Origin of the sequence: Methylomonas defluvii (assembly GCF_033949435.1) — a bacterium.
In the GTDB taxonomy this organism is placed as follows: Bacteria; Pseudomonadota; Gammaproteobacteria; order Methylococcales; family Methylomonadaceae; genus Methylomonas; species Methylomonas defluvii.
Window position 1 is genome coordinate 45203 of record NZ_JAXARY010000015.1, and the last position, 23784, is coordinate 68986.

A 23784-nucleotide genomic window follows, 5' to 3' on the forward strand; every position below is an offset into this window, starting at 1 on the left:
AAAAACCTTAGGGCAGGCGTTGGGCTAATGTGGTTTGTTGCGCTGTTCTTCATACGCGGAAGGACTGACGCCGGCGCTTGCCAGATATTCGCGCAGATGTTTGATTTCCTGTTTAGTGCATATGCCGCTGTGGTTTGGATGATGCAACACGCCTTCGACATTATTCAGCATCACGCGAAAGCGCACACCATGGCTGGGTTGCAGGTTGGCGCCCAGGTGATGCAACAGCGATTCTATTTCCCGCCAATGGATGTTACCGCTAAGCGGATCCTGGAATATGGCGCGCAGTAGATTTAAATGGTGGCTCATGACTACATCCTCCTGCATCAATATCGGTAGCTTAAGTTTGAACCGAGTTGAGGTTCAATTTGGCTGGTGAAGGGTGGTGTGTAACTAAATTTGTTTCAAAATAAGAAACAAATCATGCAATAAATGCCTTATTGTAAATAAACAGCAGAGGTTTATAGTTAAACCGTCTTCAATGAATCGACTGAAACCCAGTCAAGGTGGAAAAAATGAACAAGTCAAGCAATCTGTATAAAGACATTGTCACCGGATTGTTTTTTGCAACCGGTATGTTCAGCTTCCTGTCCGGTCAGTTTGTTCTTTCCACTCTGTTTTTTGGCGCTGCTTCGCTGTTTAGCAATATCGAAGCGGCTAAACCGGTCCGATTTTAAGTTTTTTCGTAGTACCTCCTCGTTGTAAAGCTACACATTCCACAGCCTCCACCCTGCTCAAGGTGGGGGCTTTTTTTGTACCTAAGCAGGCGATTTCTCAGTCCGACTTGGAGGTTTTTGCCGGGTCTGACACCACGGTATATTCAGCTTCCAGACTTTGTCCGTCAACCTGGGCATTTTTCAGCTTTCGCAGCAACCACCAGCCTCTGATGCCGATTATCGCTACCGGAATCAGCAGTAAGGCAAAAAACGCCGAAAACACCACGGTGCCCAATATCGCGCCGGCGATCATTGCCGGAATGCTCAGCAGATTGTATAGCTTGCTCTGCGGCGGTGACTCGAGGCGGGGATGTGCGCCGGAGCCGTCGATGCGGATGGTTTTTCTGTAAATTTTTAACATGTCGGGCACCTATTGAAATGGGACGAGGCCGGTCTCGTACCTGAAAAGGACTAGCGGGTCGTCAACGTTCCAGGGCGGGTATTTTTGCATAACCGCTGCAAACAGATTGGACCTTAAAAAAGTGTTCAGCCATTGTTGCAGGGCTGGATACGGCGAATTTTCAAACCACGCATTATCCACTGCGGCGAACTGGCGGATAAATGGTAGCGTGGCGGCATCTGCCAGGCTGAAATTATCGCCGCATAAGAATTTGTGCCGCTGCAAACGGGTTTCCAGCTCGGCTAAAAACACCTCGCCTTGTTGACGATAATCGGCTGGTGTTTGTTCCGGATAGCGGTCCGCGTATTTGTAACGGTCTAAATAGTATTTGAAATCGCCGTCGTTCCAGTCGATTAATCGCTGCGTATCTTCCGGCGCTTGGTTTAGCCAGTTTTGCGGATCGTGTTGCGCCAAGGCCCACAGCATAATATCCAGACTTTGTTCGATGACTCGGCCCTCGGGCAACAACAGCACCGGCACCGTGCCTTTCGGCGAAATAGCCAGCATCGTCTTCGGCTTATTGCCGAGCTCGATTTCTCTGAGCGCGACGCTTAATCCCGATACGGCAATGGCCAAACGTGCCCGCATCGCATAGGGACAGCGGCGGAAACTATACAAGATGGGGTAAATTTGTTCTGTGGTGGCGGGCGGTGTGTTCATGTGGGGATAGTCAGTGACACATTACTGTAAATGATCGTCGATTAAAGTCTGGTAAAATAACCGATTTTCGCGCCAACTCATTTATTTCGTCACAAGCTTCAAGCGGCGGCGACGCTCTTTTTACTCTTAATCTTCGGACACTCTCTTGATTTCTACCGCCAATATCACCATGCAATTCGGGGCTAAGCCCCTGTTTGAAAACGTTTCCGTCAAATTCGGCAACGGCAACCGTTACGGCTTGATCGGCGCCAACGGCTGCGGCAAGTCTACCTTCATGAAAATCCTTAGCGGCGACTTGGAACCCACCTCGGGCAACGTCAGCATAGACGCCAACGAGCGCGTGGGTATCTTGCGCCAAAACCAATTTGCCTACGAAGAGCAAAGAGTGCTGGACGTGGTGATGATGGGCCACGCGGAAATGTGGGCAGCCATGTCGGAACGCGACGCCATCTATGCCAATATGGAGGCCAGCGAAGACGATTATATGCGCGCCGCGGATTTGGAAACAGTGTTCGCTGAATTTGGCGGCTATACCGCGGAAGCACGGGCTGGCGAGTTATTGCTGGGTTTGGACATCCCGCTGGAACAACACAACGGCCTAATGAGCGCGGTGGCACCGGGCTGGAAACTGCGGGTGCTGTTGGCGCAAGCTTTGTTCTCCAACCCCGACATCATGCTGCTCGACGAGCCGACCAACAACCTGGATATCAACACCATCCGCTGGCTGGAAAACGTGCTGAACGAGCGCAACTCAACGATGGTGATCATCTCGCATGACCGGCACTTTTTGAATAGCGTCTGCACCCATATGGCCGATATGGATTACGGCGAATTGCGGGTGTATCCGGGTAATTACGACGATTACATGACTGCGGTGACCCAGGTGCGCGAGCAATTGTTGGCTAGCAACGCCAAGAAAAAAGCCCAGATCGCCGAGTTGCAAACTTTCGTGGCCCGTTTCTCGGCCAACGCTTCCAAAGCTAAGCAGGCTACGTCGCGGGCCAGGCAGTTGGAGAAAATCAAGCTCGATGAAGTCAAGCCGTCCAGTCGGGTCAATCCGTTTATTCGTTTCGATCAAGCTAAAAAATTGTACCGTTTGGCGGTGGAGGCTAAGGATCTGGCCAAGGGTTATGGCGAAGAACCGTTGTTCAAAAATCTGAACATGATGATCGCGGTCGGCGAACGGGTGGCGGTGATCGGTCCCAACGGTATCGGTAAGTCCACCTTATTGAAAACTTTGGTTGGCGATTTGAAGCCGGACAGCGGCGAAGTGAAATGGGCCGAAAACGCCGACGTCGGCTATTTTGCCCAGGATCACGCCGAAGATTTTGCCGAAGACATGCCGCTGATCGAATGGATGGGCCAATGGCGCAAGGAAACCGACGACGATCAGACCATTCGCGGTACGTTGGGGCGTTTGCTGTTTTCCAATGATGAAATCAACAAATCCGTCAAAGTCATTTCCGGCGGCGAGCAGGGCCGGATGCTGTTCGGCAAATTGATTCTGCAAAAAAACAATGTGATGGTATTGGACGAACCGACCAACCATTTGGATATGGAATCGATCGAATCGTTGAACGCGGCTTTGGAAAATTATCCCGGTACGCTGATTTTCGTCAGCCACGACCGCGAGTTTGTGTCCTCACTGGCGACCCGCATCATCGAATTGACCCCGAACGGCATCGTCGATTTCAGCGGTAATTACGAAGACTATTTAAACAGTCAAGACATCAACTAAGGCTAAGCCGCCAGGGTATTCCGGCGCGGATAAATCGGTCAGTAATCTCTGCCGCCGCGCACGAACAGCGTCGCACCTACGTCGGTATAGACTTCGCGGTGTGCGCTGCCGGCCGGCGCTAGTTGATAGTCGCCGGCGCGCAGCAAGAAGTCGTCGATAAACAAATCGCCGTCCAGCATCATGCATTCCTCTTCCAGGAGATGGTCGTGTGCCGGGCATTTGGCGCCGGCTTCCAGGCGGTAAAAACTGGATTCGCGTTCCCCGTCCTGCCACAGCGGTTTTTTCCAGACACCGGGGGCTATTTCCTGCCAGTCGTCTATTTGCTTGGTAAACACGCTAAACGACTCAGCCTTGCCAAACGGCAGCAGACCGCCCAACACTTCCCGCAATACCTCGCGGTTATCGCCCAGCGATGTACCGCGCAAATAGGCCAGGGCGCCATTCGTCGAACTTATCCCGCCGTGCCGGCTGCCGGCCGGCGCTGCATGGTAATCCAAGGGACCGAGCCGTAAGTCGCCCATCTGCAAATCGCCGTGCAAGACGATGCCTTCTTCTAGACAGTTGTGCCGATGCGCTATCAGGCTGGCGCCGGGGGCGAATTCGATCAAAACCGAATGGCCTTGCAGGCCGCCGTCCCAGAGTGGTTTGATGCGGATGCCGGTTTTCAGGGCTTGCCAGACGCCGTGTCTGGCGCGCACGGTGAGTATGCCGGCTTGTTTGGCAAGGCTGGCCGTGACTTGCGTCATCAGGCCTTGGCGTAACGAATTGCGGCGTGCGCCGGCAACCGGAATCGGCGCCAAACCGTCGGCCAGCAGCGTTTCGAGTTGCTGCAAGTCGGTGGCATCTGCGCTATCCAAGGGCGGGAATTTGTCAGTCATATTGTTTAGTTAACCTCGCCGGCATCGGCTGTCAATAATTGCTGCATAGTCTGTAGAGCCCGGCGGATATGCGATTTCACAGTGCCCAGGGGCAAACCGCTGCAAACGGCGATTTCGTCGTGGCTCAAACCCCGGAAAAACGCCAACGACAGCAATTGTCGGGGCAAGGGTTCCAAAGCCGCCAGGGCCGTTTGCAAGCGATGGCCTTGCTGCACTGCGGATAGTAAATCCGGCGGCATTTGGTCGGTTGGGGCTTCGATTAGCGCCAGAGCCTCCGGTTCCAGCTCGTTTAGATTGCCGTCCAACTGCCGCAAGGCGTCCAGTGCGCGGCTGCGAGCCATCGTCATCACCCAGGCTTTTACCGAACCGCGTTCGGCATCGAAGCGCGGCGCCTGCCGCCAGATCTGCCAGAACGTATCTTGTACCACTTCCTCAGCACACTGCGCCCGCCGGGTGATCCGCAACGCCAGACCGTAGACCTGATCCACCAAGGTGTCGTACAACTTACCCAACGCGGCTTGATCCTGGTCCACGACGCGGCCAAGCCATTCCAGCAATAAGGCTTCGTCGGCAGGTGTTATTGGTTGTCGGTTCTCGTCATCGTTCAAATCGCTATCCGCCATCGCTCTCGTATCCCTTTAGAAAGCTATACGATGCATCGGTTGGTTTGGATGCACGGCAATGTGGGGATAACGCTTAAACTGTGAATCAAGCGACATAAGGCATAGGGACTTTTCTTGGTTTGCCGAGATTTGGTAGCCGCATCTAAGGGGCGCAGAGAGTGGGGGTGGCTCACTATAAAACAGCGGTTTGCCTATGGCAAACAGTCAAGCGGCCGATTTTGCAAGAGGTTAAGACTCGTGTGGTTCGCTATCGAAAGATGCTGATGTGCCAAGTACGAACCAATCCCGTTGTATAAACACTGCCACCAATATTTTTTACCTGTTTTGCATCCACTGCCGAGTTTGCCGCGTATCAGTCATCGCAAGCCGGCGCGAATGCCGAGTATCGCCATCCGCATCTGGAATCCGTCGCCGGCTTGCCATTTCTAACCACAGACTGAGAGGAAACCACGATGAAAAAGCTATTTCCGGTTGCGTTGTTGGGCGCCTGCCTGACCGTAGCGACGGCGGTTGAGGCCGCTGACTTTGATTTTAACGGCAACTTTGCCAACGATAACGATAAGTTGAGCTTTGCCTTTTCACTCGGTTCACCGGGCACGGTGACCTTGTTTACCTCGTCCTGGCTGGGCGGCGGCTTCGATCCGATTTTGACGCTGTGGGACGGCTTAGGCAACCAACTGGCCGAGCAGGATGACGGCGGCTTGGGCGGCAGCCAATTGTCGAACGGGGTTAATTTCAATTACGGCGAATTCGACAGTTATTTAGCCATCAATCTTGTCGCCGGGAATTACCTGGCAACCTTGACTCAATACGATAATTTTTCGGTAAGCGCCGCGCTGGCCGACGGATTTTTACGGGATGCCGATCCGCAATTTACCGCCGCCTTCGGTTGTTCGAACGGTCGGTTTTGCGAGGGATCTTTAACCGATAGCAATGGCGATCCGGTGGAACCGAATCGCACGGCGGCTTGGGATCTACACATTCTCAACGTCGCCAATGCCCAGATCGTCAGTGTGCCGGAGCCGCCCACCCTGATGCTGCTAAGTTTGTCCGGCTTGTTTTTGCTTGGAGGCCGGCTGGGCAAGGCTAGATCCACGGCGCGAGCCGACGCGGCAAGCCCGGTCCGCTTGGCATAAATTCCATTTACCCGCATCCGTTTGCCGATTTTCCGCGTATTCCCTAACGCAGCTGGCTGAAGCTGTGACATTAACTAAAGAGGAATTTGATTATGAAAGACTTACACCACTACAGCCGTTGGCCGCTGACCACGTTCGCCAGCGCTTTATTGTTGATGGGCGGCCTACCGCCCGTTGATGCTGCCAATCACCGCGAAGCACCGTTAACCGCATTGGATACCAAGGCCGACATCACCGATTGGTACGCTTTTGTTAGCTATAACGATCCCAGCAAGGTAACGATGATATTGAATGTCGATCCCTTGCTGGAACCCAGCAACGGCCCGAATTATTTTCCATTCGATCCGGAAGTTCTGTATGAAATGAAGGTGGATAATAATTTCGACGCCGACGAAGACATTACGCTGCAGTTCAGGTTTAAAACCGAGAACCGTTTGCCCGGCGTGTTTACCGGTTTTGTCGGCGCCGGCACCGGCATTGTCGCCCCGGCCAATTCGCCGGCTCCGGTCGCGCCGGGCAGCTTGATCGTGCCGCCGGCGATTACCGCATTGGATGGCCCTGGCTCGGAAGGATTGGGTTTGCGGCAGAGTTACACGGTGACGCTGATCAAGGGCAAGGGCGTCAATCGCCAAGTCATCGATCTAACCAATCAGCAAAAGCTATATGCCGTGCCCTCCAACGTCGGTCCGCGCACCATGCCCAACTATCAAAATCTGGCGAGCCAAGGGATTTACGACTTAGGCGGCGGGGTTAGCGTGTTTGCCGGCACCGTCGACGATCCGTTTTACATCGATTTGGGCACGACTTTCGATACCTTTAACTTTAGAGCCGGTGCGTCCGGCGCCGGTGTGCCGGGTGTGTTTGCCGAGAACCAAAATGACGCGGAAAACCAAAACTTCGCGTCCGACGATGTGGCCGGTTACAACGTCAATTCCATCGCTATCGAATTGCCTATCGCCATGCTCACCCAGGACGGCAAGCAACATACCGCCGGCGAGGCCTTGGCGGTGATCGGGACTTATGCCACTACTTCGCGGCCTCGCACCAAAGCGTATGCCGACAGACCCGGCGGCAAGCCTAAACTCGCCAATGCCTATGTGCAGATTCAGCGCATGGGTAATCCCTTGGTCAATGAGGTGTTAATCGGTACCGGCGACAAAGACCGGTTCAGTATGAGCGAACCCAAGGACGACGCTAGTTTTGCCGGTTATGTGTTGGATCCGTTATTGGCCAGGGTCGTCAATGCTGCTTACGGTGGTGCGGTGCCGATTCCGGCGCCGCCCAGGGTAAATCCGGCCAACCCCAGTTTTGACCTGGGTCCCTTGGTGTTTTATGCCGCGCCCATTTGCCCTGGTTGTTCGCCCACGCAACGTGGACCGGTGGCGGACTTGCTGCGCTTGAACACCGGCATCGGCCCCGCACCTTTAAGTGCCCGGAAACGCATGGCGTTTCTGGCGGGCGATAGCGCTGGCTTTCCGAACGGGCGGCGGGTGTCCGATGATGTGACCGATATTGCCGCGCAAGCGGTGGTCGGGGTGTTGAATCCGGCATTCAACAGCTTCCCGAATAACCGGGTCGCCGATGGCGTTAACACCAACGACAGAAGCTATCAGGAAGTATTTCCTTATGTGGCTTTTGCCAATAGCGGCCGGCAAAGCCGCCATGTCGATCCAGGCGAATCCGGTTGTTTCGATGCCGTTTCCTTGGTTATGGGTAGTTGTCCAAATAACTAGAAGAGGGCAGGGGGGCGGCTGTGCTCGCCCCCTGTCCGCTAAGCATCCGAAGGAGGAGCCGATGAAACACTGGCTTAGATTAGGTTTATTGATGTCTGTTGCTATGTTCAGTGACGCCGGGGCACAAGCTTATTTACCCAAGACCGATGACGAAATCGTCGAAGTCTTGCCGGCCAGGGGCGACAGTTGGCTGGAAATTCGTGACTTGCGCAAACAAGTCGCGGCTCAGCCTAATGACTTGGAACCGGCTTTAGCTTTAGTCCGGCGCTATATAGAACTGGGCCGCGCTGAATCGGATCCGCGCTATTTCGGTTATGCCGAAGCGGCGCTAACACCTTGGCTGGCAGTCGCGCAACCGAGTGCCGAGGTTCTGACCTTACGGGCGACCTTGTTTCAAAATCGCCACGAATTTCCGGCGGCCCTGGACTATTTGCATCGGGCTTTGGCGCGTCAGCCGCGCTTGGCGCAAGCCTGGTTGACGCGGGCGGCCATTTTGGAAGTGCAAGGCCAACACGCCGAAGCGCTGAACAGTTGTATACCCTTACTAAAATTAGCCGAGCCGCTGATTGGCCAAGTTTGCCTGAATTCCATTCTGAGTGTTTCCGGCCAGCTCGACGCTGCTTATCGCCAGTTGGCGCGCGCAGTAAGCACTGCGCACAGTCCCGTACCGGCAGATCAACAATGGGCCTTGACCACGCTGGCGGAAATGGCCGAGCGCATGGGCAATACCGATGCGGCCGACCGTTATTACCGGCAGGCGCTACACATACCGCGCCGCAATGGTTATCTGTTGGCTACCTATGCCGATTATTTATTGGACCGGAATCGTTTCCAAGAAGTGGTGGAATTATTAGCCAACGATACGCGCGCCGATGGCTTATTACTGCGCCTGACTTTAGCCGAAATAGCACTGCGGCTGCCGACTGCCGCTGTCCACATAGATGCGCTGACTGCTCGCTTTGCCGCCAGCCGCATGCGCGGCGATAGCAGTCATCAAGGCGATGAGGCGCGCTTTTTATTGCATGTGCTTGATCAGCCTGAATCGGCGCTGGCGCTGGCGCAAAAAAACTGGGACGTGCAGCGCGAGCCGCGGGATGCGCGCATTTTCTTGGAAGCAGCGCTGGCGGCCGGCAAAAATCCGCAGCCGCTGCTGGCTTTTTTAACCGAGTCCAAATTGCAAGATGCGCGACTTGAAACGCTACTCGCGCAAATTGGGGGGAGCGGAATATGAACGGGCCGGCAAAATTCCTTCACCCCTTAAATACTGTTTGCCCTGGGCCTCTCGACTGCGCTCAGGGCAGGCCTGTCGACGGGCAGGCCCCGCCAAGCTTAGACGGGTTAAGCTCGAACCGAATGCGCGGAATCATTTGGGTCGGGTTAATCATGGTCTGGCTGCTGACTGCAAGTTTTAGCGTTTTTGCCCATAAGGCCAGCGATAGTTACATGACGGTGCAGGTTGATGGGTGGCAGATCTCCGGGCAATGGGATATTGCCTTGCGCGACCTGGATTACGCCTTGGGTTTGGATGCAAACGACGACGGTAATATTACCTGGGCGGAGTTGCGAAATAGTCGGGATATTGTGTATGCCTATGCGCTGAGTCGTTTGCAAATGACGACGGCTAAGCAAGTCTGTTCGCTGCAAGCAGGGGATTTACGGGTGGACGAACACAGCGATGGTCATTACGCCGTATTAAGTTTCCGGGCGACTTGTCCGTCTGCGTCCACGCCGTTGTCGATAGACTATCGCTTGCTTTTCGATCTCGACCCGCAGCATCGCGGGCTGATAAGCGTCATTCATGCCGCTAAAACCGATACCGCGATCTTTAGTCCTGACCACCAACGTAGCGAATTTGTGCGGGACGCTGATTATTCCGGGTGGCGGACCGTGGCGCGATTCGGCTACGCCGGGCTATGGCATATCTGGATCGGCTTTGACCATATTCTATTTTTGTTAAGTCTGTTGCTGCCGGCGGCTTTGGCGTGGGAGCGGGGTGCTTGGCAGCCAAAACCAGGCTTTAGACCGGTATTTTTCGACGTGCTAGGTGTGGTTACCGCCTTCACGTTGGCACATTCATTCACCCTGAGCCTTACGGTGTTGCAATACATTTGTCTGCCGTCCCGCTGGGTAGAATCGGTCATTGCCGCCTCCGTGGTGTTGGCAGCGTTGAATAATATTTATCCGGTGTTGGTAAAACGCCGCACCTGGTTTGCCTTTGCTTTCGGCTTGATCCACGGCATGGGCATCGCCAGCGTGTTGTTGGACATGGGCTTGCCGGACACGCAGCGGCTGTTACCGCTATTGGGCTTTAATTTGGGTGTGGAAGCAGGGCAGTTGGCGATTGTCGGCGCGGTTTTGCCTTTGATAGTCGGCTTTAGCCGCTATCGCTATTATCCGCTAGTCGTAATGAAAACCGGTTCAGCATCCATCGTCGCCGTGGCTTTGGTTTGGTTAGCGGAACGAAGTCTGGATTTTCAGATGAACATATTTTGAGCAACTTGGCGTATATCGGTGCTGCTGATTATTAACCCGGCCCTTAACTACCCTTCGCCTGTCGAAGGGCACACCAGCCTGGGCTTCGCCACACTCAACCTCAACGGAATACCCGTGATAAACAGGCTGGATTAGTAAATATCGTCGCTCCCGCGCAGGCGGGAGCCCAGGGGCTATATTGGATGCACTGCGCGGCCTTATTGCAGATCAAGGTCCGGGCCGGATTGTTGCGGATATGACCTGGCAGCCAGCACTGCTTTTTCGATGTGGGCTATCAGCTCCACAATTTGTTGGTCCAGCATAAAGCGTAGCTCCCACTCTACGGCCAAATCGTCGGCCAGATTGTCGATACGATGATGATCGATATAACTTTGCTTTAGACGCGCTTGATGATTGGCAAGCTCGATCCGGTTGCCGGCTTGTTTGCCTTGCAGGAGGCTGGCGGCATATTCCAGGGCGGTTGCCAGCTCGGCATCGAACGCCCGGCTGAGCTGTTGCAATTCATCAGGAAAGTGGCTGAAGCGCTGGCCGCTGAGTAAGCGATAGCGTTTGCGGACTTGTAACAAGCCGGATAAATGGCCGGCGTCCTTCACAATCGTCCGCAGCGCCGCTCGTTCATGCACTTTCTCGGCCAAGCGCGCATCGGGTTCCAATACCGCGTGTGCCAACAAGTCTTGAGCGGCGGCCAGCTCTTTTTCCGCCGATAGCCGTAAGGGTAAGGTGTAAGTGAGCAGGTGACTGACATCGGGTAAGCGCTTGGTGAAGCTGGCAAGTGTGCGCAACGCCGCTACGCTGTGGTGGCGGGCCAGTGCAATCGAGCGCCGCGGCCACAGCGCATAATCGATAACGCCCATCACGATAAGTCCGAGCAAAATACCTATGACCCGGTCGCGCGGCAGATATAGGTCGGTGACTTGACCGAAATCGTGCAGCACAAACAACGCAAATGAAAAACCAAGTTGCCGGCCCAGATAAGCGATGCGTTCGCTGCCGGCGGTAATCCAGGCTGCCAGCGCCCAGAATGGCGCTGTGGCAAACGCAAAGCCGACGATGGTATCGAGCTGAGATTGAAAGACCAATACGTAAAAATAAGCGCAGATCCCGCCGACGGCGGCGCCCGACACCCGTAACAGCGAGAGCCGGTAGTCGGCGCCGAGACTGGTTTGTGCCGCGACCAGACAGGTGGGAATCGCGGTGTTGATGTCCGGCCAGCCCAGGCTTTCCACGATCAGCATGCACAGGATCGCGCCCAGGGAAAATTTAATGCCGAATTGCAAACTGTCGGCATAGCTTGCCCAAAACTCGTAAGCAAACCAGGCTGGCAGCCAGCCATGTTCAGGGTTGTCGTCGGATTCAGCGTTGATGTTTTTACTGTCTTTGGCGGCTATCGGTTGATGCAAATCATGCATCAAGCCGGCAATGCGTTGCAGAGCCCGCCACAAGGCGGTTAACAGCGAGGGATTAGCTTCCCGCGCATAGTTTTGCAATACCTCATCGCTTAGCAAGCTGGTGATTTCTACGGACACGTCGCGCGATTCCGCCACGCCTTGCCGTAATCTGGCACAGGCGCTTTGTAAAGCCCGATATACATGCAGTTTTTCCGGCGTCAGCGGCTGGGCCCTATATTCCGCAGCCAACACTTGATTAAGCCAGTCCGCCAACTGGCGCAAACCGTCTATTTCCAGCAACAGCGCCCGATAAGTCAGGTGGCGTTCGTGTAAAGCAGGATGGATCAATTCGGCGTTGGCCAGTAAACCCAGCAGTTTGCCAAGGCTGCCGGCAGCGGCGTGCATGGCTGCTTCAGGTCTGGGGCTATACGCACCGGCATCGGCCAGACGCGCGCTGAAAATGTATTCCACCGTCGCCAATTGCATGGCGATCTCCGCTTTTAACAGTTTTAGCGGATTTTGCGGTTTGATGGTTAAATGCACTACCGTCCATGTTCCCAGCGCCAGTACGCCAATAATGGGGATGTTCCATAAGGCATGGTAAATGTTTTCATCGGGCGTGCTGGGGCTGTACAGCACCGCCACCGAATACCATAAAGCAATGCCCGTGGGCCAGGCGATCAGGCGGGCGTGAAACAGGGACAAGGCCAAGATGACGAACGATAGCGGCAGCAGTAACCAAGGGTCGTTGCCGGCCAGCATCAGCGTCAATACCGATACCAAGGTCGTGACCATCAGGTAACCGAGCTGGCGTATTCCAAACGCCAGGGATTGGCCGGCGTTGGCGTAAGCGTCGTAGCTTAGGCAAATCAAGATGGAAATTGCCCCTAGCGGCGGGATATGCAAGGTTTGGCTGACGAGTGCGATTGTCAGGGTGACGACGAATAAACGCAGGGCGGCGACGCGCCGTGCCGGTGTATCTTTGAGTTCGGCGGTTAGGAATTGCCCCAGGCTGGTGCCAAACCAAAGCCGGTTGGGTTTTGACTGTGTGCTTGAACCAGTCCGGCTGTCGCCTCGGGTCATGACGGCGGCAGAGCTGTACCGGTTGCGTCGGCAGTGGCTTTCCGTACCGTCACAAACGCGGTCATGCCCATACGGAGCGGATGCGCGGGGTCATGCTGTTTAATCTCGATTCTTACCGGAAAACGCGAAGCCAGAATGACCCAGTTCAGCGTGCGATCTATCTCCGGCAACACGCCATGCTGTTTGATATTGTCGGGCGAATTGGCCCAGCCGATCCCGGTCACCACGCCGCGAAAGCGCTTGCCCGGATAAGCAACCAGAAACACCTCGGCTTCCTGGCCGGGTTTGATCGACTGCAAATAAGTTTCCTTGAAGTCGGCGATCACATACCACTGGCGGTCATCGACCAAAGCGAACATTTGCGTACCGGCCTTGGCGTATTCGCCTTCGCGGGTATTCAAATTGGTGACGTAGGCATTGAAAGGCGCTCGCACGTAACAGTATTCCAGATCGAGCTCGGCGGCGGTGACCAGGGCTCTGGCGGCTTCGATACGGGCATTGACGTCGCCGACCTGGGCGACTAACGATACCGCTCGCCGGCTATCGCTCTTGGCTTCCTCGATGGCACTGCGAGCCGACAGTTCTTTAGCTTTCGCATCCGCCAGTTCGGCGCGCGAAGCCGCATAACGCGAGCGCGCCTGTTTGAGCTGGTCGGCGGTGACGTATTGCTTATCCGCCAACGGTTCCAGCCGTTCCAGATAGTTATGCAGATATTCGTCTTCCGCCTCGATTTTTTTCACTTCGGCACTGGCGGCAGCGCGCTGGTGTTCCAGGCGTTCGATGGCGATTTCCGCGGAACCGCTGGAGGCGCGCCGGGAATCCACGTCTTTTTCCGCCAGCAGCAATTCGGCCTTGGCTTTGTCCAGTCTGGCCTGATACGGGCGCGGGTCGATCACATACAGCAAGTCGCCCTGTTTGACGTATTGGTTATCCTCGACATGCAATTCCACTATACGGCCGCTGACTTCCGGGGCGATGCCGACGATATTGGCCCGCACCATCGCGTCGTTGGTGCGCGGATTTTGATAATTGATATGCCAAACCAGCGCGCCGGTCGCCGCCGCACCCAGCACGATGGCTATGCCAATGATGCGGCCGAGCAATATCCGGTTTTTCAGGCTTAACCCTGGGCTATCGTTTTGACTGTTTTCCATCAGGCTTCGCCGTTTTCATGCTGCATAAAACACCAACCAGATGACAAAGGTGCATAAGGCCCAAAGGCTGGGCGCGATCAACAGCGGCGGTCCCAAATGGGGCGCCAGCCGGTAGCGCACCAGTTGCCACATCAGCAGCATGCTGGTTGCCAGCCCGCCGAGGATGCAGATGATCCAGGCCGGCCAGAAAGAACCTTGCAGACTGAGCAGCGGATCGCACGCGGTCAGGAAAATCGAAAGACTCGCCGGGAAAAACGTTTTAAGGGAACCTCTAAACATTCCCTCGCCGTCAGGGAGAGGGCTAGGGTGAGGGGGGTAAGTAATTGATTTTAATTCCCTCATCCCAACCTTCTCCCGTGAGGAGAAGGAGGTGTTTTTATTTTTAGAGGCCCACTTAAGTAATCGCCCGGAGATCATTGTGCGCTTCACCTCAAACGTATGAATATTTCGGCACTCGCTAGAATTCATCATCGACTTGTTCAATATGATTGCCGCGCGCGGTGATGACCGCTTCATGCAGTCTATGTAAATCCGCCTCCAGCTTCGAGATTTCCTCGGGCGCATAATCGTCGAACAGGCGACCGATATGGGCCAGATGCTCGGGGAAAGTCTGTTCGTAGACGGCGCGGCCCGCATCGGTCAGGCGGATGATCTGGCTGCGGCCGTCTTTTTTTGACGCCGACCTTTCCACCAGGCCCTTGTCCTCTAAGCGGCTGACCACGCCGGTGAGGGTGCCTTTGGTAATCAAGGTTTCTTCGCCAAGTTTCTTGGGCTGCATGCCGGCGGTTTTGCCTAGCGTGATGATGACATCGTATTGCGGCAAGGTTAATTCGAGCCGGTGAACGTGGCGGGCCGCATAAGACAAAAAGGCCTGGTGGGTGCGGAGTAACTGGCGCAAAACGGTTGGAAAGGTAGAGTCGGAGGACATAATGTGAAAATAATTGTTCTAATTAGGATTCGATGATAACCGTAAGCTCATTCATGCTCAAGACCATCCCGGCGCATGGGTTTGGGGTTACTGGCTGTGTGGTCATGAAAGACGGCCGTTTAAGGCTCATTTGACACGTCCTGGTTTTGCTTGCCTGACACATAAACCAGTGTCGCGGCGGACCGCAATAAGCCCGCACGACTGTCGATTTCGGTAAAGCGGGCCCGCGCCAGATCTTTTTGCGCCGATAACAGTTCGATTACCGTCGAAAAGCCGTGTGTATAGGATTCCTGGGTGGCGGCATAGGACTCTTTGGCGGCTTTCAACAGCGCCAACGCAAACTCGCGCTTTTCCAGCGCGGTTTTGGTGTCGGCGTAGGCTTTCCAGATGTCGCGCATGATTTCCAGACGCAAGGCCTCCAACTGGGCTTGGGATGCCGACCTTTTGGCCTCGGCTTCCCGCACCGCATTGCTGCGTTCAAAACCGTCGAACAAGGTCCATTCCACATTCAACATGGCCGTATCGACCATGGCGTTGGCGGAATAATTCTCTCCGCCGCTCGGCTTGGTATGCACGTCGCCCCAATATTGATTACCGACCATGCCGCGTAACGATATTTTCGGCCAGAATTCCGCTCTGGCTTTTTTAACTTCCGCTTCGCGAGCGCGCAATTCGGCGAGGCGCGCCAGCAAATCCGGACGCTGTTCCAAGGCCTGATCGACGATTTTTTCCACCGATTGCGCCAGTTCGGCGGGTAAGGGCAACTGGCTCAGGTCAACCAGATGCAGGCTGTATGCCGGCGAAATACCCAAATTATTGGTCAAATCGGCGCGTGCCTGAGTCACCGAGCCGCGCGCATCTTGCAAGTCATAACTGGATTTTGCCTGCTCTTGTAAGGCCAACAACAGATCGGGTTTGGTGGCCAGGCCTTGTTTGAGTTTGGCTTGCACTGAATCGGCGTTGGTCTTGGCCGACTCGAACGTTTGCTGCGCCGCCGTCACCTTGGCCAAGGCGGCCTGATAGGCAAAAAAACTGCTGGCCACCCGATAGGCAATTTCCTGGTGTTTACGGTCGAAGGCAAAATTCGCCGCGCTCAGACGCTCCGTACCGGCATCGACCAGTGCCTCCCGGCGCCCGAAATCGAATAAGGTCCATGCCAAATCCAGGCTGGCGAGAGCCGCGTAGCCGTTGCTGACCAGCGCGCTGCCGGGGATGGGAAAGCTGCTGGTAAAATGCTGACCAAAGGCCATTGCCGTTAGCGTTGGATACCAGGTACTGCGATTTCTTTCCAGGCGCGCGGCAGCGGCTTTTGCTTCCTCCCAGCTAATCCGGGTTTCCGGATGGGTGCGTAAAGCCAAATCCACCAAGGCCGGTAAATCGTAGGTTTGTTGGGTATCGATTCCGGCGTCCACAGCGCTGGGACTGGATGTATCAGGTGCTGGCGGCCGGTTTTGGGTTTGATAAGCGCGCCAAGATACAGCCGACTGGGCAGGGACTGGCGGAGTGTTTTCTGCATGCGGTAGCGGCGTCGGCACGCTGCAGGCTGTCAACACTGTCAATGTTGCAATCGCCGCGTTGCGATAGCTTGGCGCTAAGTACGCCAATATTGCCGAATTGGAAACGAATTTTTTCAAGCGTTTATTGGGTTGTCGAATCACTCTAATTTGGAAAAAATCCCCTGGCCATTGCTGTATTCTTTAAACCCGACTCTATCATTTATTGGGGGCCGGCGAGAAACAGTTCATTTGTTTAGTTAAGTTTTATAAAGTCGTCGCACGTCAAATTTCGGCTTTTTAATCCCTCGCCCACCCCCTGCCGGCGGGGAGGGAGAGAATCTGCCGAAATTTGCTGTGCGAAGGGTATGTCAGATCTTGAGATCACGACAAAGCCGCTATTTTGCCGATAGGAGCTACCGTTTCAGTCGTCGGCCTGGGCAATTTGCCGTTGTCGGAGTGCCGTTTTGCCGGCTGGGCTGCCTTGGGCGGTGCGATCTTGCGGCCCTGCATTAATTCGTCGATCTGATATTTGTCCAGCGTCTCCCAATCCAGCAAGGCTTGCGCCATATTGTGCAGAATATCCATATGCGATTTCAGGATGGCTTCGGCGCGTCTGTAGTTATTCGCCAGGGTTTGTCTGATTTCATGATCGATCAGGCGGGCCATTTGCTCGGACATCGGTTTGGTTGAACCCATAAATCCGCTGTCGTTGTCGCCGCAATCCATGGGGCCCAGGCGATCGGATAAGCCCCACTTGGTCACCATATTCCGGGCCAATTGAGTAGCACGCTGAATGTCGTTTGAGGCGCCGGTGGTAACTTTGTTTTTGCCGTAAATTAAAGCCTCGGCAATCCGACCGCCGAACAGGCTGGAAATTTGGCCCTCCAGTTTATCTTTGCAGGCACTGTATTGGTCGTGTTCCGGCAGAAACATGGTAATGCCCAGCGCGCCGCCGCGCGGCATGATACTGACTTTGTAAACCGGGTCGTGCTCAGGCATCAAACGGCCGACGATGGCGTGGCCGGCTTCATGGTAGGCCGTCATCAGCAAATCCTCGCGACTCATGATCATGGTGCGTTTCTCGGCACCCATGATGGCTTTGTCGCGGGCGCTGTCCAGGTTGTGCATCGTCACTTCCCGTTGGTTGTTACGGGCAGCGAACAAGGCGCCTTCGTTAATCAGATTGGCCAGTTCGGCGCCAGAAAAACCCGGTGTGCCGCGCGCCAGGTCGGTGATATTCACATCGTCCGCCAAGGGAACGCGGGTGGCGTGGACTTTGAGAATTTGTTCGCGGCCTTTGATGTCGGGCAAGCCGATTTGCACTTGGCGATCAAAACGGCCCGGCCTCAGCAAAGCTTTGTCCAGCACATCGACCCGGTTGGTCGCGGCGATGACGATAATCCCTTCGTTGCCGCTGAAGCCGTCCATTTCCACTAATAACTGGTTAAGAGTTTGTTCGCGTTCTTCGCCGCCGCCGATATTACCGCCGCTACTGCGCTGGCGACCGACGGCGTCGATTTCATCGATAAAGATAATGCAGGGCGCGCGCTTTTTAGCTTGCTCAAACATGTCGCGCACCCTGGAGGCGCCGACACCGACGAACATTTCCACGAAGTCGGAACCCGAGATGGAAAAGAACGGTACGCCAGCCTCGCCGGCAATCGCTCGAGCCAGTAGGGTTTTACCGGTACCGGGAGGGCCCACCATCAACACGCCGCGCGGAATTTTGCCGCCCAAAGCTTCGTATTTGCCCGGATCTTTCAGGAAATCGACCATTTCAGCCACGTCCTGTTTGGCTTCCTCGGCGCCGGCCACATCATTGAAACGTATCTTAACTTGATCTTCAGTCATCAATTTGGCCCGACTTTTACCAAAGCCGTTTTGCGCGCCGGCACCCTGTTGCTGCTTACGCATGAAATAGATCAATACCCCGATCAGCAGCAAAGTGGGGGCCCAAGAGAATAACAGTTGCGTCAGGGTGGACTGCGTCTCAGGCCGCTCGACTTTGATCTTGACGTCATATTCCAAAAGATCGTCTATGATCCGCGCATCACCAGGGTTGTAAGTGGCAAAGCGGGTGCCGTTATGGCGGCGGCCGTCGATGGATCTGCCGTCGATCACTACTTCGGCAACGGATTTGCTGCGCACATCCTTGATGAAATCGGAATAGGAAATGTCGTTTTGCGAATTGTAGGAAGACAGTCTGGGATTGAATACCGCGAACATCAAGATAGCAATGCCAACGGTTATGGATAGAGCGATGAAGAGCTTTTTCATGATTGCGATCTCCTGTTTAGGATGCAAGGTTCAAGTGATACGCTTCGGCAAGACTTGGGTTGGTGCACGGACGTTTGCCGCATCGAGCCAGGCGAGAATAGAGAACCCTGGTTCGACATAAAAAAATCAGCAACTTTTGCGCCATTAATTCGATATAAAAAAGACCCGCATCACCGCTTCGCCAGTTGGCGAACAAGTTAACTGTCACGTTTTTCTTTTCGGAGGTAAGAAAACGCTTGGTCCATAGGTCCAAGGCCGACGCACGCGCATCAAATGCGCCGGCGTTATCCGCAATGCGGGTCGTAAATGGCAGTCTTTACATACAGCTTTAGCCCTACAATGCTCTAGCCTGTGTCCAATTTGTACACAAAACGCCCCGATTTTGTGCGCCGCTCGGCCCTTTGAGGCGTGGCTCAACCGGCGGTTTTACGCGGCTTAATGGCTGGAAATATAAAGCGTGTGCATTTCCTCGTAGCGACTTAAAGCGTCTTTCAAGGATTCGCCGGCCAATTGCAAATCGCCGCCGCGGGCTGCTTTCCATGCGGTATTCAGGCGTTTGCCGGCATGCTGGCGTTTGACTTCGAGATCGTTGTTCTCGATGTCTTTTTGCTGTTGCTTGGCATGGCTGACCAGCTCGGCTACGGTTTCTTTGTCTGCGCCGTTTTCTACTGCGGAGATGGACGCTTTGACTTTGGAAATGGTGCTTTCCAGAGCGGCTCTTACTTCTTCGTGGCTAAAAGTCGCCGCGGAGACCGGAAAACTCAGCGCGCTGATAAGTGAGATTGCGATAGAAAAAGTTATGAATTTTTTGCATGACATCATGATGTTAGCCTCGGTAAACCAGAAAAAATAAATCGATAGCGGCTTGCGCCTCGGCACTTCAGGATCAAAACGAACTTATGTTTCGAGAGCTTCGTTTCAATTGATAGTGTGGGTAAAGTCTATCAGACTATGGTTCTGATTAGAACTTAATTTGTTTTCATAAGAACTATATGTGTGCTTTTCGTCACACTTTTTATTGCCCCGAATCTTAAATATTGTTCGGGCTGAGTGTGTCGAAGGACGCGCGGCATAAGGCTTTGAAGCGCTCAGTCCGAACGGTGTACCCGTGTTAAATAGGGCCGGGTTTATAATTGAGTATGCATAAGCTTGCCAGCCGTAAAGGGGGCACTGGCGTTTGCTTGATTGAATTGAACGCCAGCAATGTGCGGTTTTATTGGTAAGCTAAGGGTATAACTATTCTTATAACCACGCCTCGGAGAAAATAATGATCATGGTATTAAAAATTGCTGCTGCCACTTTGTTGAGTTTGAGCGGCACTGCGGCACATGCCTACGGCAGCAGCCAGAGTTCTCAGCACTGCGATAAACCGGTGTTTTCGGAGTTTCAGCCGGCAACCAATAAATATTTGCAATCGTTCAGCGAGTTTTCGTTGATGGCTTCCGCGAACACCACACTGACATCGGTGGTGGTTAACGTGAGTGCCGGCGAAACCAAATACCATTTCACCTCAAAGCAACTGCAAATCACCCAACAACCTAGCGGCCGCTTGGAGATAAAGGGCAAAGTGGATAGACCTATAGAAGGTGGATTTGCGCGCTTGAGTATTACCGCCCACAGCAAACCCGGTTGTGAAAAAACCGACGGCTATCTGATTCGCATTCATTAATCGCTAATTAATTCGGCCGTCAAACATCGTCGCTCCCGCGCAGGCGGGAGTCCCATTCTTCATGCGGCCGCCGCGATTTCCAAGGTTAGGAATAATCTACACCGGGCATTCAGAGCCTTCCCTTCCGGAATGCTGTAATCACCAAAATCAACGAACAACGCGCATCCGGCAAGACTTGGTATCTGGTCTATAGTTGCGATTGACCGGCATATCCAGTGCTGGGACGTTAGATGCGCTCAGTGTGGCGCCTCATTCCGGTATCGCCACGAGTCGGACGGCCAGTTTTATCCCGCTTGCTGCGCGGTAATTTTCGGAACGACCGGATAGCGTTGACCGCAGTTCAAGCGATTAAAAGGGTGATAACAATGACTAAAAAGCCTGGGTTTTATCTGTTTCCGATGTTGTTTTTCACATCCGCTGCCGCCGCTGATTACAAAGCCGACATCGGCTATCAAGCCTTGCTCACGCAATTAGGTGCAAACACGCCGACCGGCGCTGGTGTCAATGTGGTTCACGCCGAAGCGTCATTAGTCGAATCGCGGGATCACTCGGATTACCCCATCTATGCGCCGAATATTCGTAACACCCAATTCGCCGGTAAGACGTTCAGTTTTCCGGGAAAAAAAGCCAGTACCGCACCATCGGGACATGCTGACAGCGTCGGTGCCAGATTTTACGGTAAGGATTCCATTGCCAACGGCATCGGCAACATTGCCAGTTATGATGCCAACGCCTGGATCGATAGTCTGATTAGTCCGACGGCCTTGGCTCCCTTCAACGCCAGTCGGATTGCCAACCATAGCTGGGTCGGCAAAGGCGATACCGTGCCGGAAACGGCGATGATTCTGCGTTTGGTTGATCGACAGGTGCAGCGCAACCAATTCATCCAAGTGGTTGGTATGCACAATAGCCTCAGCGACTCGCCGCTGTTGGGCAGCGCTTACAATGCAATTGCGGTAGGGCGCACGGACGGTAGGCAGGATAGAGGATCCGATGCGGTCGACTCGTTATATATATCGGGGCGGACGCGCCCCGATTTAGTGGCGCCGCAAACCACCACTAGCGGAGCCACACCCATAGTAGCCGCTGCTGCCGCGTTATTAGTTGAGACCGGCCATAAGGGTGGGGCTAATTTATCGCAGGGATCGATTAATATCGAGGGCGTGGGAACCGTTTACAACGCTGAACGCGCCGAAACCGTTAAAGCTGCGTTGCTGGCGGGTGCCGACAGAGCGACGCAGAATACTTCAACCACGGACAACATCGTCGACTATCGTAGCAGCGGGCATCAAACACTGAACGGCCTGGACGATAGATTCGGTGCCGGCCAACTGAATATTTTGCATAGTTACCAAATCATCGCCGGTGGCGAACAAGATAGCCTGGAAGATGGCGGTGCTGCAAACGGCATCGGCTTGGCTGGATTCGATGTCGATACGGCGTTCGGCGGCTTGGCTAGTAATAGTTTGGCGACATACAAATTCGCCGCCGCGACGGCTTTGAATTTGCAGGCGTCTTTGGTTTGGAATCTTGGGGTATCGAACGATCTGAATCTAACAACCACTTTATACGATCTGAATCTGGAGTTATTCGACGCCACGGCGCAAAATATCGCCGCTTTCTCGGCGAGCAGCGCCGACAACAGCGAGAACCTGTGGCTTAGATTGGTCACCGGTCATGACTACGAATTGCGGGTCAAATCCGGCGAAGCCAGTCCGTTCAGTTGGGATTATGCGTTGGCTTGGCATATGAGCCCGCTGCAATCGGCACCTGTGCCTTTGCCGGGGGCGTTTTCCCTGTTTCTTTCCGTACTCGGCGGGTTTGGCTGGCTGGTGCGCGGGAAACGATGTAATACCGAAGTTTTCTGATTGAATGAACCTCTGCCCAAGCAGTTTTCATCAGCGGCTGCGCTCCCTCTCTTTGCCTTATTCAGTAGACCCTTAAAATACCGGGTTCCGCTATTCCCGCGTTGGCGGTAGCGACGATATTTGAGGGCCGGGTTAATAAGCGGCTTCAGCTAAACCAGAATATCCGTCATGCCTATGCAAATACCCAAAGGGCATAAATTGTGGCAAATAACTTTGTGCGTAAGTTATTTCACGGAAAATTCACCGCGTATTAATACTGGTCATCTACGTATCTTTATGTATTTAAACAAAAATATTTTGTGGTCTGAATATTGTATAGGGATCGCCGTGCTTAGCCATAGGCGTGGAAACGGCTAACACGATGAAGGACTTCCAATAATTCATACTCGTTTCTATAGGCGACTTAGCAAACTAAGTACGCCGCGGCCTACCTGCTTTCAAAGACGTGGGAACGGCGAATTTTTAGAGGCTCCTAAAATCAAGATCCCTACGCGCTCTAACTTCAATCAACATAAAGGTTGTAATCGTGAATAAACTAATAAAATCAATCGGTGTCGCCGGATTGGCGGGGTGTGCGCTCTTTGCCGAGGCCCAAGCAAATACACTGCAAGTGTCAGGCACCATTTATAAAGTAAGCGGCGGCACTACTTACGATACTTGGAAAATCAATATGCTGAGTGGAGGTACTTTCAAAGTCGATGTGTTGGCTTATGAGGCCACTCAAAAGCAAACATCCACCGCCGGTTACCAGGAAATCGACCTGAACAACGACGGTGAAATTACATTTCTGGATCCGGATACTTATATCTACCGCGATGACGGCTTACTGGATGCCGGCGATATGTTGGCGCGTTGCGACGATTCCGACGGCAATCACTGCCCCGATAGCAGCAATCAGCCGATTTTGACTAACACCGACGGTTCGGCGGACGGTTCCCTTTTCTTGCGCGATCCGGCATTTAACGTAACCTTGCAGGCCGGTAATTATTTATATCTGGTGGCCGATTACACCTTATCGACCAGTGAAGCTGTCGCCGGTATCAATACTAACGATAACTTGACCTTACCAACCGGGCTTGCCGCCCGCGATCACGGCGACTATCGGCTCACCTTGAGCTCCGATACCCTGAATTTTTCCTTGGTGGGCAATACCATCACTGTCTCGCAAGTGCCTATTCCCGGCGCTGTATGGCTATTCGGCAGCGCGCTGGCCGGATTGGCGACGGTAGGGCGGCGTAAGATAGCTGGGGTTTGACCTTGCTCATCGGCGGGAGGCTAGGGCTTCCCGCTGCTTTTTTGTTCTGGTATGGCACCAAAGCCGGCGAACGCCTTACTCGCCGCTTTGCCGGAATTTTCCTGAAAACCTTGGTTTACGGCGAACCTGGCCATGCGTCAGGGTTGCCTGTATCCGGAATTAAATATCGCAATATAAGATATTTAATTCTAATTATATCGTTTTTGTTGGTTATCGGCTTTGCGTAGCATAAGCCCCGTGGTCAACCAACATTCAGCTTGCCGCAAGCAGATCGATAACTTTTTTTCAG

General features: G+C 54.0%; 21 protein-coding genes and 2 pseudogenes. 10 read left to right on the forward strand and 13 right to left on the reverse strand.

The window, feature by feature from the left end; genetic code table 11:
• Nucleotides 1-24: 24 nt before the first annotated feature.
• Entirely contained in the window at nucleotides 25-309 is a 285-nt protein-coding gene (locus tag QLH52_RS15925) for a hypothetical protein (protein ID WP_033155484.1), read from the reverse strand.
• A gap of 206 nt (nucleotides 310-515) precedes the next feature.
• On the opposite strand from QLH52_RS15925, the gene QLH52_RS15930 reads away from it, so the two are divergent.
• Nucleotides 516-677: a hypothetical protein gene (locus QLH52_RS15930; RefSeq protein WP_165385978.1), complete on the forward strand. Its 162-nt coding sequence runs from the start codon at nucleotides 516-518 to the stop codon at nucleotides 675-677.
• Between the two features lie 97 nt (nucleotides 678-774).
• On the opposite strand, the gene QLH52_RS15935 is transcribed toward QLH52_RS15930, so the two are convergent.
• Entirely contained in the window at nucleotides 775-1077 is a 303-nt protein-coding gene (locus tag QLH52_RS15935; RefSeq protein ID WP_033155483.1) for a hypothetical protein, read from the reverse strand.
• 9 nt (nucleotides 1078-1086) lie between these two features.
• Nucleotides 1087-1776, reverse strand: a complete 690-nt coding sequence (locus QLH52_RS15940; RefSeq protein ID WP_319962221.1) for a glutathione S-transferase — start codon at nucleotides 1774-1776, stop codon at nucleotides 1087-1089.
• 145 nt (nucleotides 1777-1921) lie between these two features.
• Here QLH52_RS15940 and QLH52_RS15945 point away from each other — a divergent pair, with 145 nt between their 5' ends.
• Nucleotides 1922-3514, forward strand: coding sequence for an ABC-F family ATPase (locus QLH52_RS15945; RefSeq protein ID WP_101054986.1), 1593 nt, complete (start codon nucleotides 1922-1924; stop codon nucleotides 3512-3514).
• A gap of 38 nt (nucleotides 3515-3552) precedes the next feature.
• On the opposite strand, the pseudogene QLH52_RS24650 reads toward QLH52_RS15945, so the two are convergent.
• The 3 genes and pseudogenes from QLH52_RS24650 to QLH52_RS15955 all read right to left on the reverse strand — a co-directional run.
• Nucleotides 3553-3768: pseudogene (locus QLH52_RS24650) on the reverse strand (cupin domain-containing protein); the annotation flags it as partial.
• A gap of 192 nt (nucleotides 3769-3960) precedes the next feature.
• A pseudogene (locus QLH52_RS24655) lies at nucleotides 3961-4392 on the reverse strand (cupin domain-containing protein); the annotation flags it as partial.
• A 5-nt stretch (nucleotides 4393-4397) separates the two neighbouring features.
• Nucleotides 4398-5015 (reverse strand): sigma-70 family RNA polymerase sigma factor, encoded by a 618-nt coding sequence (locus QLH52_RS15955; RefSeq protein WP_319962222.1) that lies wholly within the window; start codon nucleotides 5013-5015, stop codon nucleotides 4398-4400.
• Between the two features lie 452 nt (nucleotides 5016-5467).
• Here QLH52_RS15955 and QLH52_RS15960 point away from each other — a divergent pair, with 452 nt between their 5' ends.
• The 4 genes from QLH52_RS15960 to QLH52_RS15975 all read left to right on the forward strand — a co-directional run bounded on the left by QLH52_RS15960 (nucleotide 5468) and on the right by QLH52_RS15975 (nucleotide 10377).
• Nucleotides 5468-6151 carry a DVUA0089 family protein gene (locus tag QLH52_RS15960; RefSeq protein WP_101054992.1) on the forward strand — a complete coding sequence of 228 codons (684 nt, stop codon included), beginning with the start codon at nucleotides 5468-5470 and terminating at the stop codon, nucleotides 6149-6151.
• A gap of 92 nt (nucleotides 6152-6243) precedes the next feature.
• A complete protein-coding gene (locus QLH52_RS15965; protein ID WP_101054994.1) occupies nucleotides 6244-7884 on the forward strand; it encodes a DUF4331 domain-containing protein in 1641 nt (546 codons plus the stop codon).
• 61 nt (nucleotides 7885-7945) lie between these two features.
• Nucleotides 7946-9115 carry a tetratricopeptide repeat protein gene (locus tag QLH52_RS15970; protein WP_101054996.1) on the forward strand — a complete coding sequence of 390 codons (1170 nt, stop codon included), beginning with the start codon at nucleotides 7946-7948 and terminating at the stop codon, nucleotides 9113-9115.
• Between the two features lie 122 nt (nucleotides 9116-9237).
• Nucleotides 9238-10377 (forward strand): HupE/UreJ family protein, encoded by a 1140-nt coding sequence (locus QLH52_RS15975; protein ID WP_240618111.1) that lies wholly within the window; start codon nucleotides 9238-9240, stop codon nucleotides 10375-10377.
• A 197-nt stretch (nucleotides 10378-10574) separates the two neighbouring features.
• On the opposite strand, the gene QLH52_RS15980 is transcribed toward QLH52_RS15975, so the two are convergent.
• The 7 genes from QLH52_RS15980 to QLH52_RS16010 all read right to left on the reverse strand — a co-directional run bounded on the left by QLH52_RS15980 (nucleotide 10575) and on the right by QLH52_RS16010 (nucleotide 19525).
• On the reverse strand, nucleotides 10575-12848 hold the full coding sequence (locus QLH52_RS15980) for an FUSC family protein (protein WP_319962223.1): 2274 nt from the start codon (nucleotides 12846-12848) through the stop codon (nucleotides 10575-10577).
• Nucleotides 12845-14002: an efflux RND transporter periplasmic adaptor subunit gene (locus QLH52_RS15985; RefSeq protein ID WP_319962224.1), complete on the reverse strand. Its 1158-nt coding sequence runs from the start codon at nucleotides 14000-14002 to the stop codon at nucleotides 12845-12847. Before QLH52_RS15985 ends, QLH52_RS15980 begins: the two co-directional genes overlap by 4 nt.
• Nucleotides 14003-14017: 15 nt before the next feature.
• Nucleotides 14018-14281: a YtcA family lipoprotein gene (locus QLH52_RS15990; protein ID WP_033155473.1), complete on the reverse strand. Its 264-nt coding sequence runs from the start codon at nucleotides 14279-14281 to the stop codon at nucleotides 14018-14020.
• Between the two features lie 178 nt (nucleotides 14282-14459).
• Nucleotides 14460-14930, reverse strand: coding sequence for a MarR family winged helix-turn-helix transcriptional regulator (locus QLH52_RS15995; protein ID WP_033155472.1), 471 nt, complete (start codon nucleotides 14928-14930; stop codon nucleotides 14460-14462).
• A gap of 119 nt (nucleotides 14931-15049) precedes the next feature.
• Nucleotides 15050-16588: a TolC family protein gene (locus QLH52_RS16000; RefSeq protein WP_033155471.1), complete on the reverse strand. Its 1539-nt coding sequence runs from the start codon at nucleotides 16586-16588 to the stop codon at nucleotides 15050-15052.
• 219 nt (nucleotides 16589-16807) lie between these two features.
• Nucleotides 16808-18703: an ATP-dependent zinc metalloprotease FtsH gene (gene ftsH / locus QLH52_RS16005; RefSeq protein WP_033155470.1), complete on the reverse strand. Its 1896-nt coding sequence runs from the start codon at nucleotides 18701-18703 to the stop codon at nucleotides 16808-16810.
• 435 nt (nucleotides 18704-19138) lie between these two features.
• The gene (locus tag QLH52_RS16010) at nucleotides 19139-19525 is read right to left on the reverse strand and encodes a hypothetical protein (RefSeq protein ID WP_101055002.1); all 387 of its coding nucleotides are present in this window, start codon (nucleotides 19523-19525) and stop codon (nucleotides 19139-19141) included.
• A 445-nt stretch (nucleotides 19526-19970) separates the two neighbouring features.
• Here QLH52_RS16010 and QLH52_RS16015 point away from each other — a divergent pair, with 445 nt between their 5' ends.
• From QLH52_RS16015 to QLH52_RS16030, 4 genes are all read left to right on the forward strand, one after another.
• A complete protein-coding gene (locus QLH52_RS16015; protein ID WP_033155468.1) occupies nucleotides 19971-20372 on the forward strand; it encodes a hypothetical protein in 402 nt (133 codons plus the stop codon).
• Nucleotides 20373-20737: 365 nt separating this feature from the next.
• A complete protein-coding gene (locus QLH52_RS16020) occupies nucleotides 20738-22240 on the forward strand; it encodes a hypothetical protein (protein ID WP_033155467.1) in 1503 nt (500 codons plus the stop codon).
• 526 nt (nucleotides 22241-22766) lie between these two features.
• Nucleotides 22767-23495: a VPLPA-CTERM sorting domain-containing protein gene (locus tag QLH52_RS16025; RefSeq protein WP_319962225.1), complete on the forward strand. Its 729-nt coding sequence runs from the start codon at nucleotides 22767-22769 to the stop codon at nucleotides 23493-23495.
• On the forward strand, nucleotides 23492-23722 hold the full coding sequence (locus QLH52_RS16030; protein ID WP_129871427.1) for a hypothetical protein: 231 nt from the start codon (nucleotides 23492-23494) through the stop codon (nucleotides 23720-23722). Before QLH52_RS16025 ends, QLH52_RS16030 begins: the two co-directional genes overlap by 4 nt.
• Nucleotides 23723-23784: the final 62 nt, after the last annotated feature.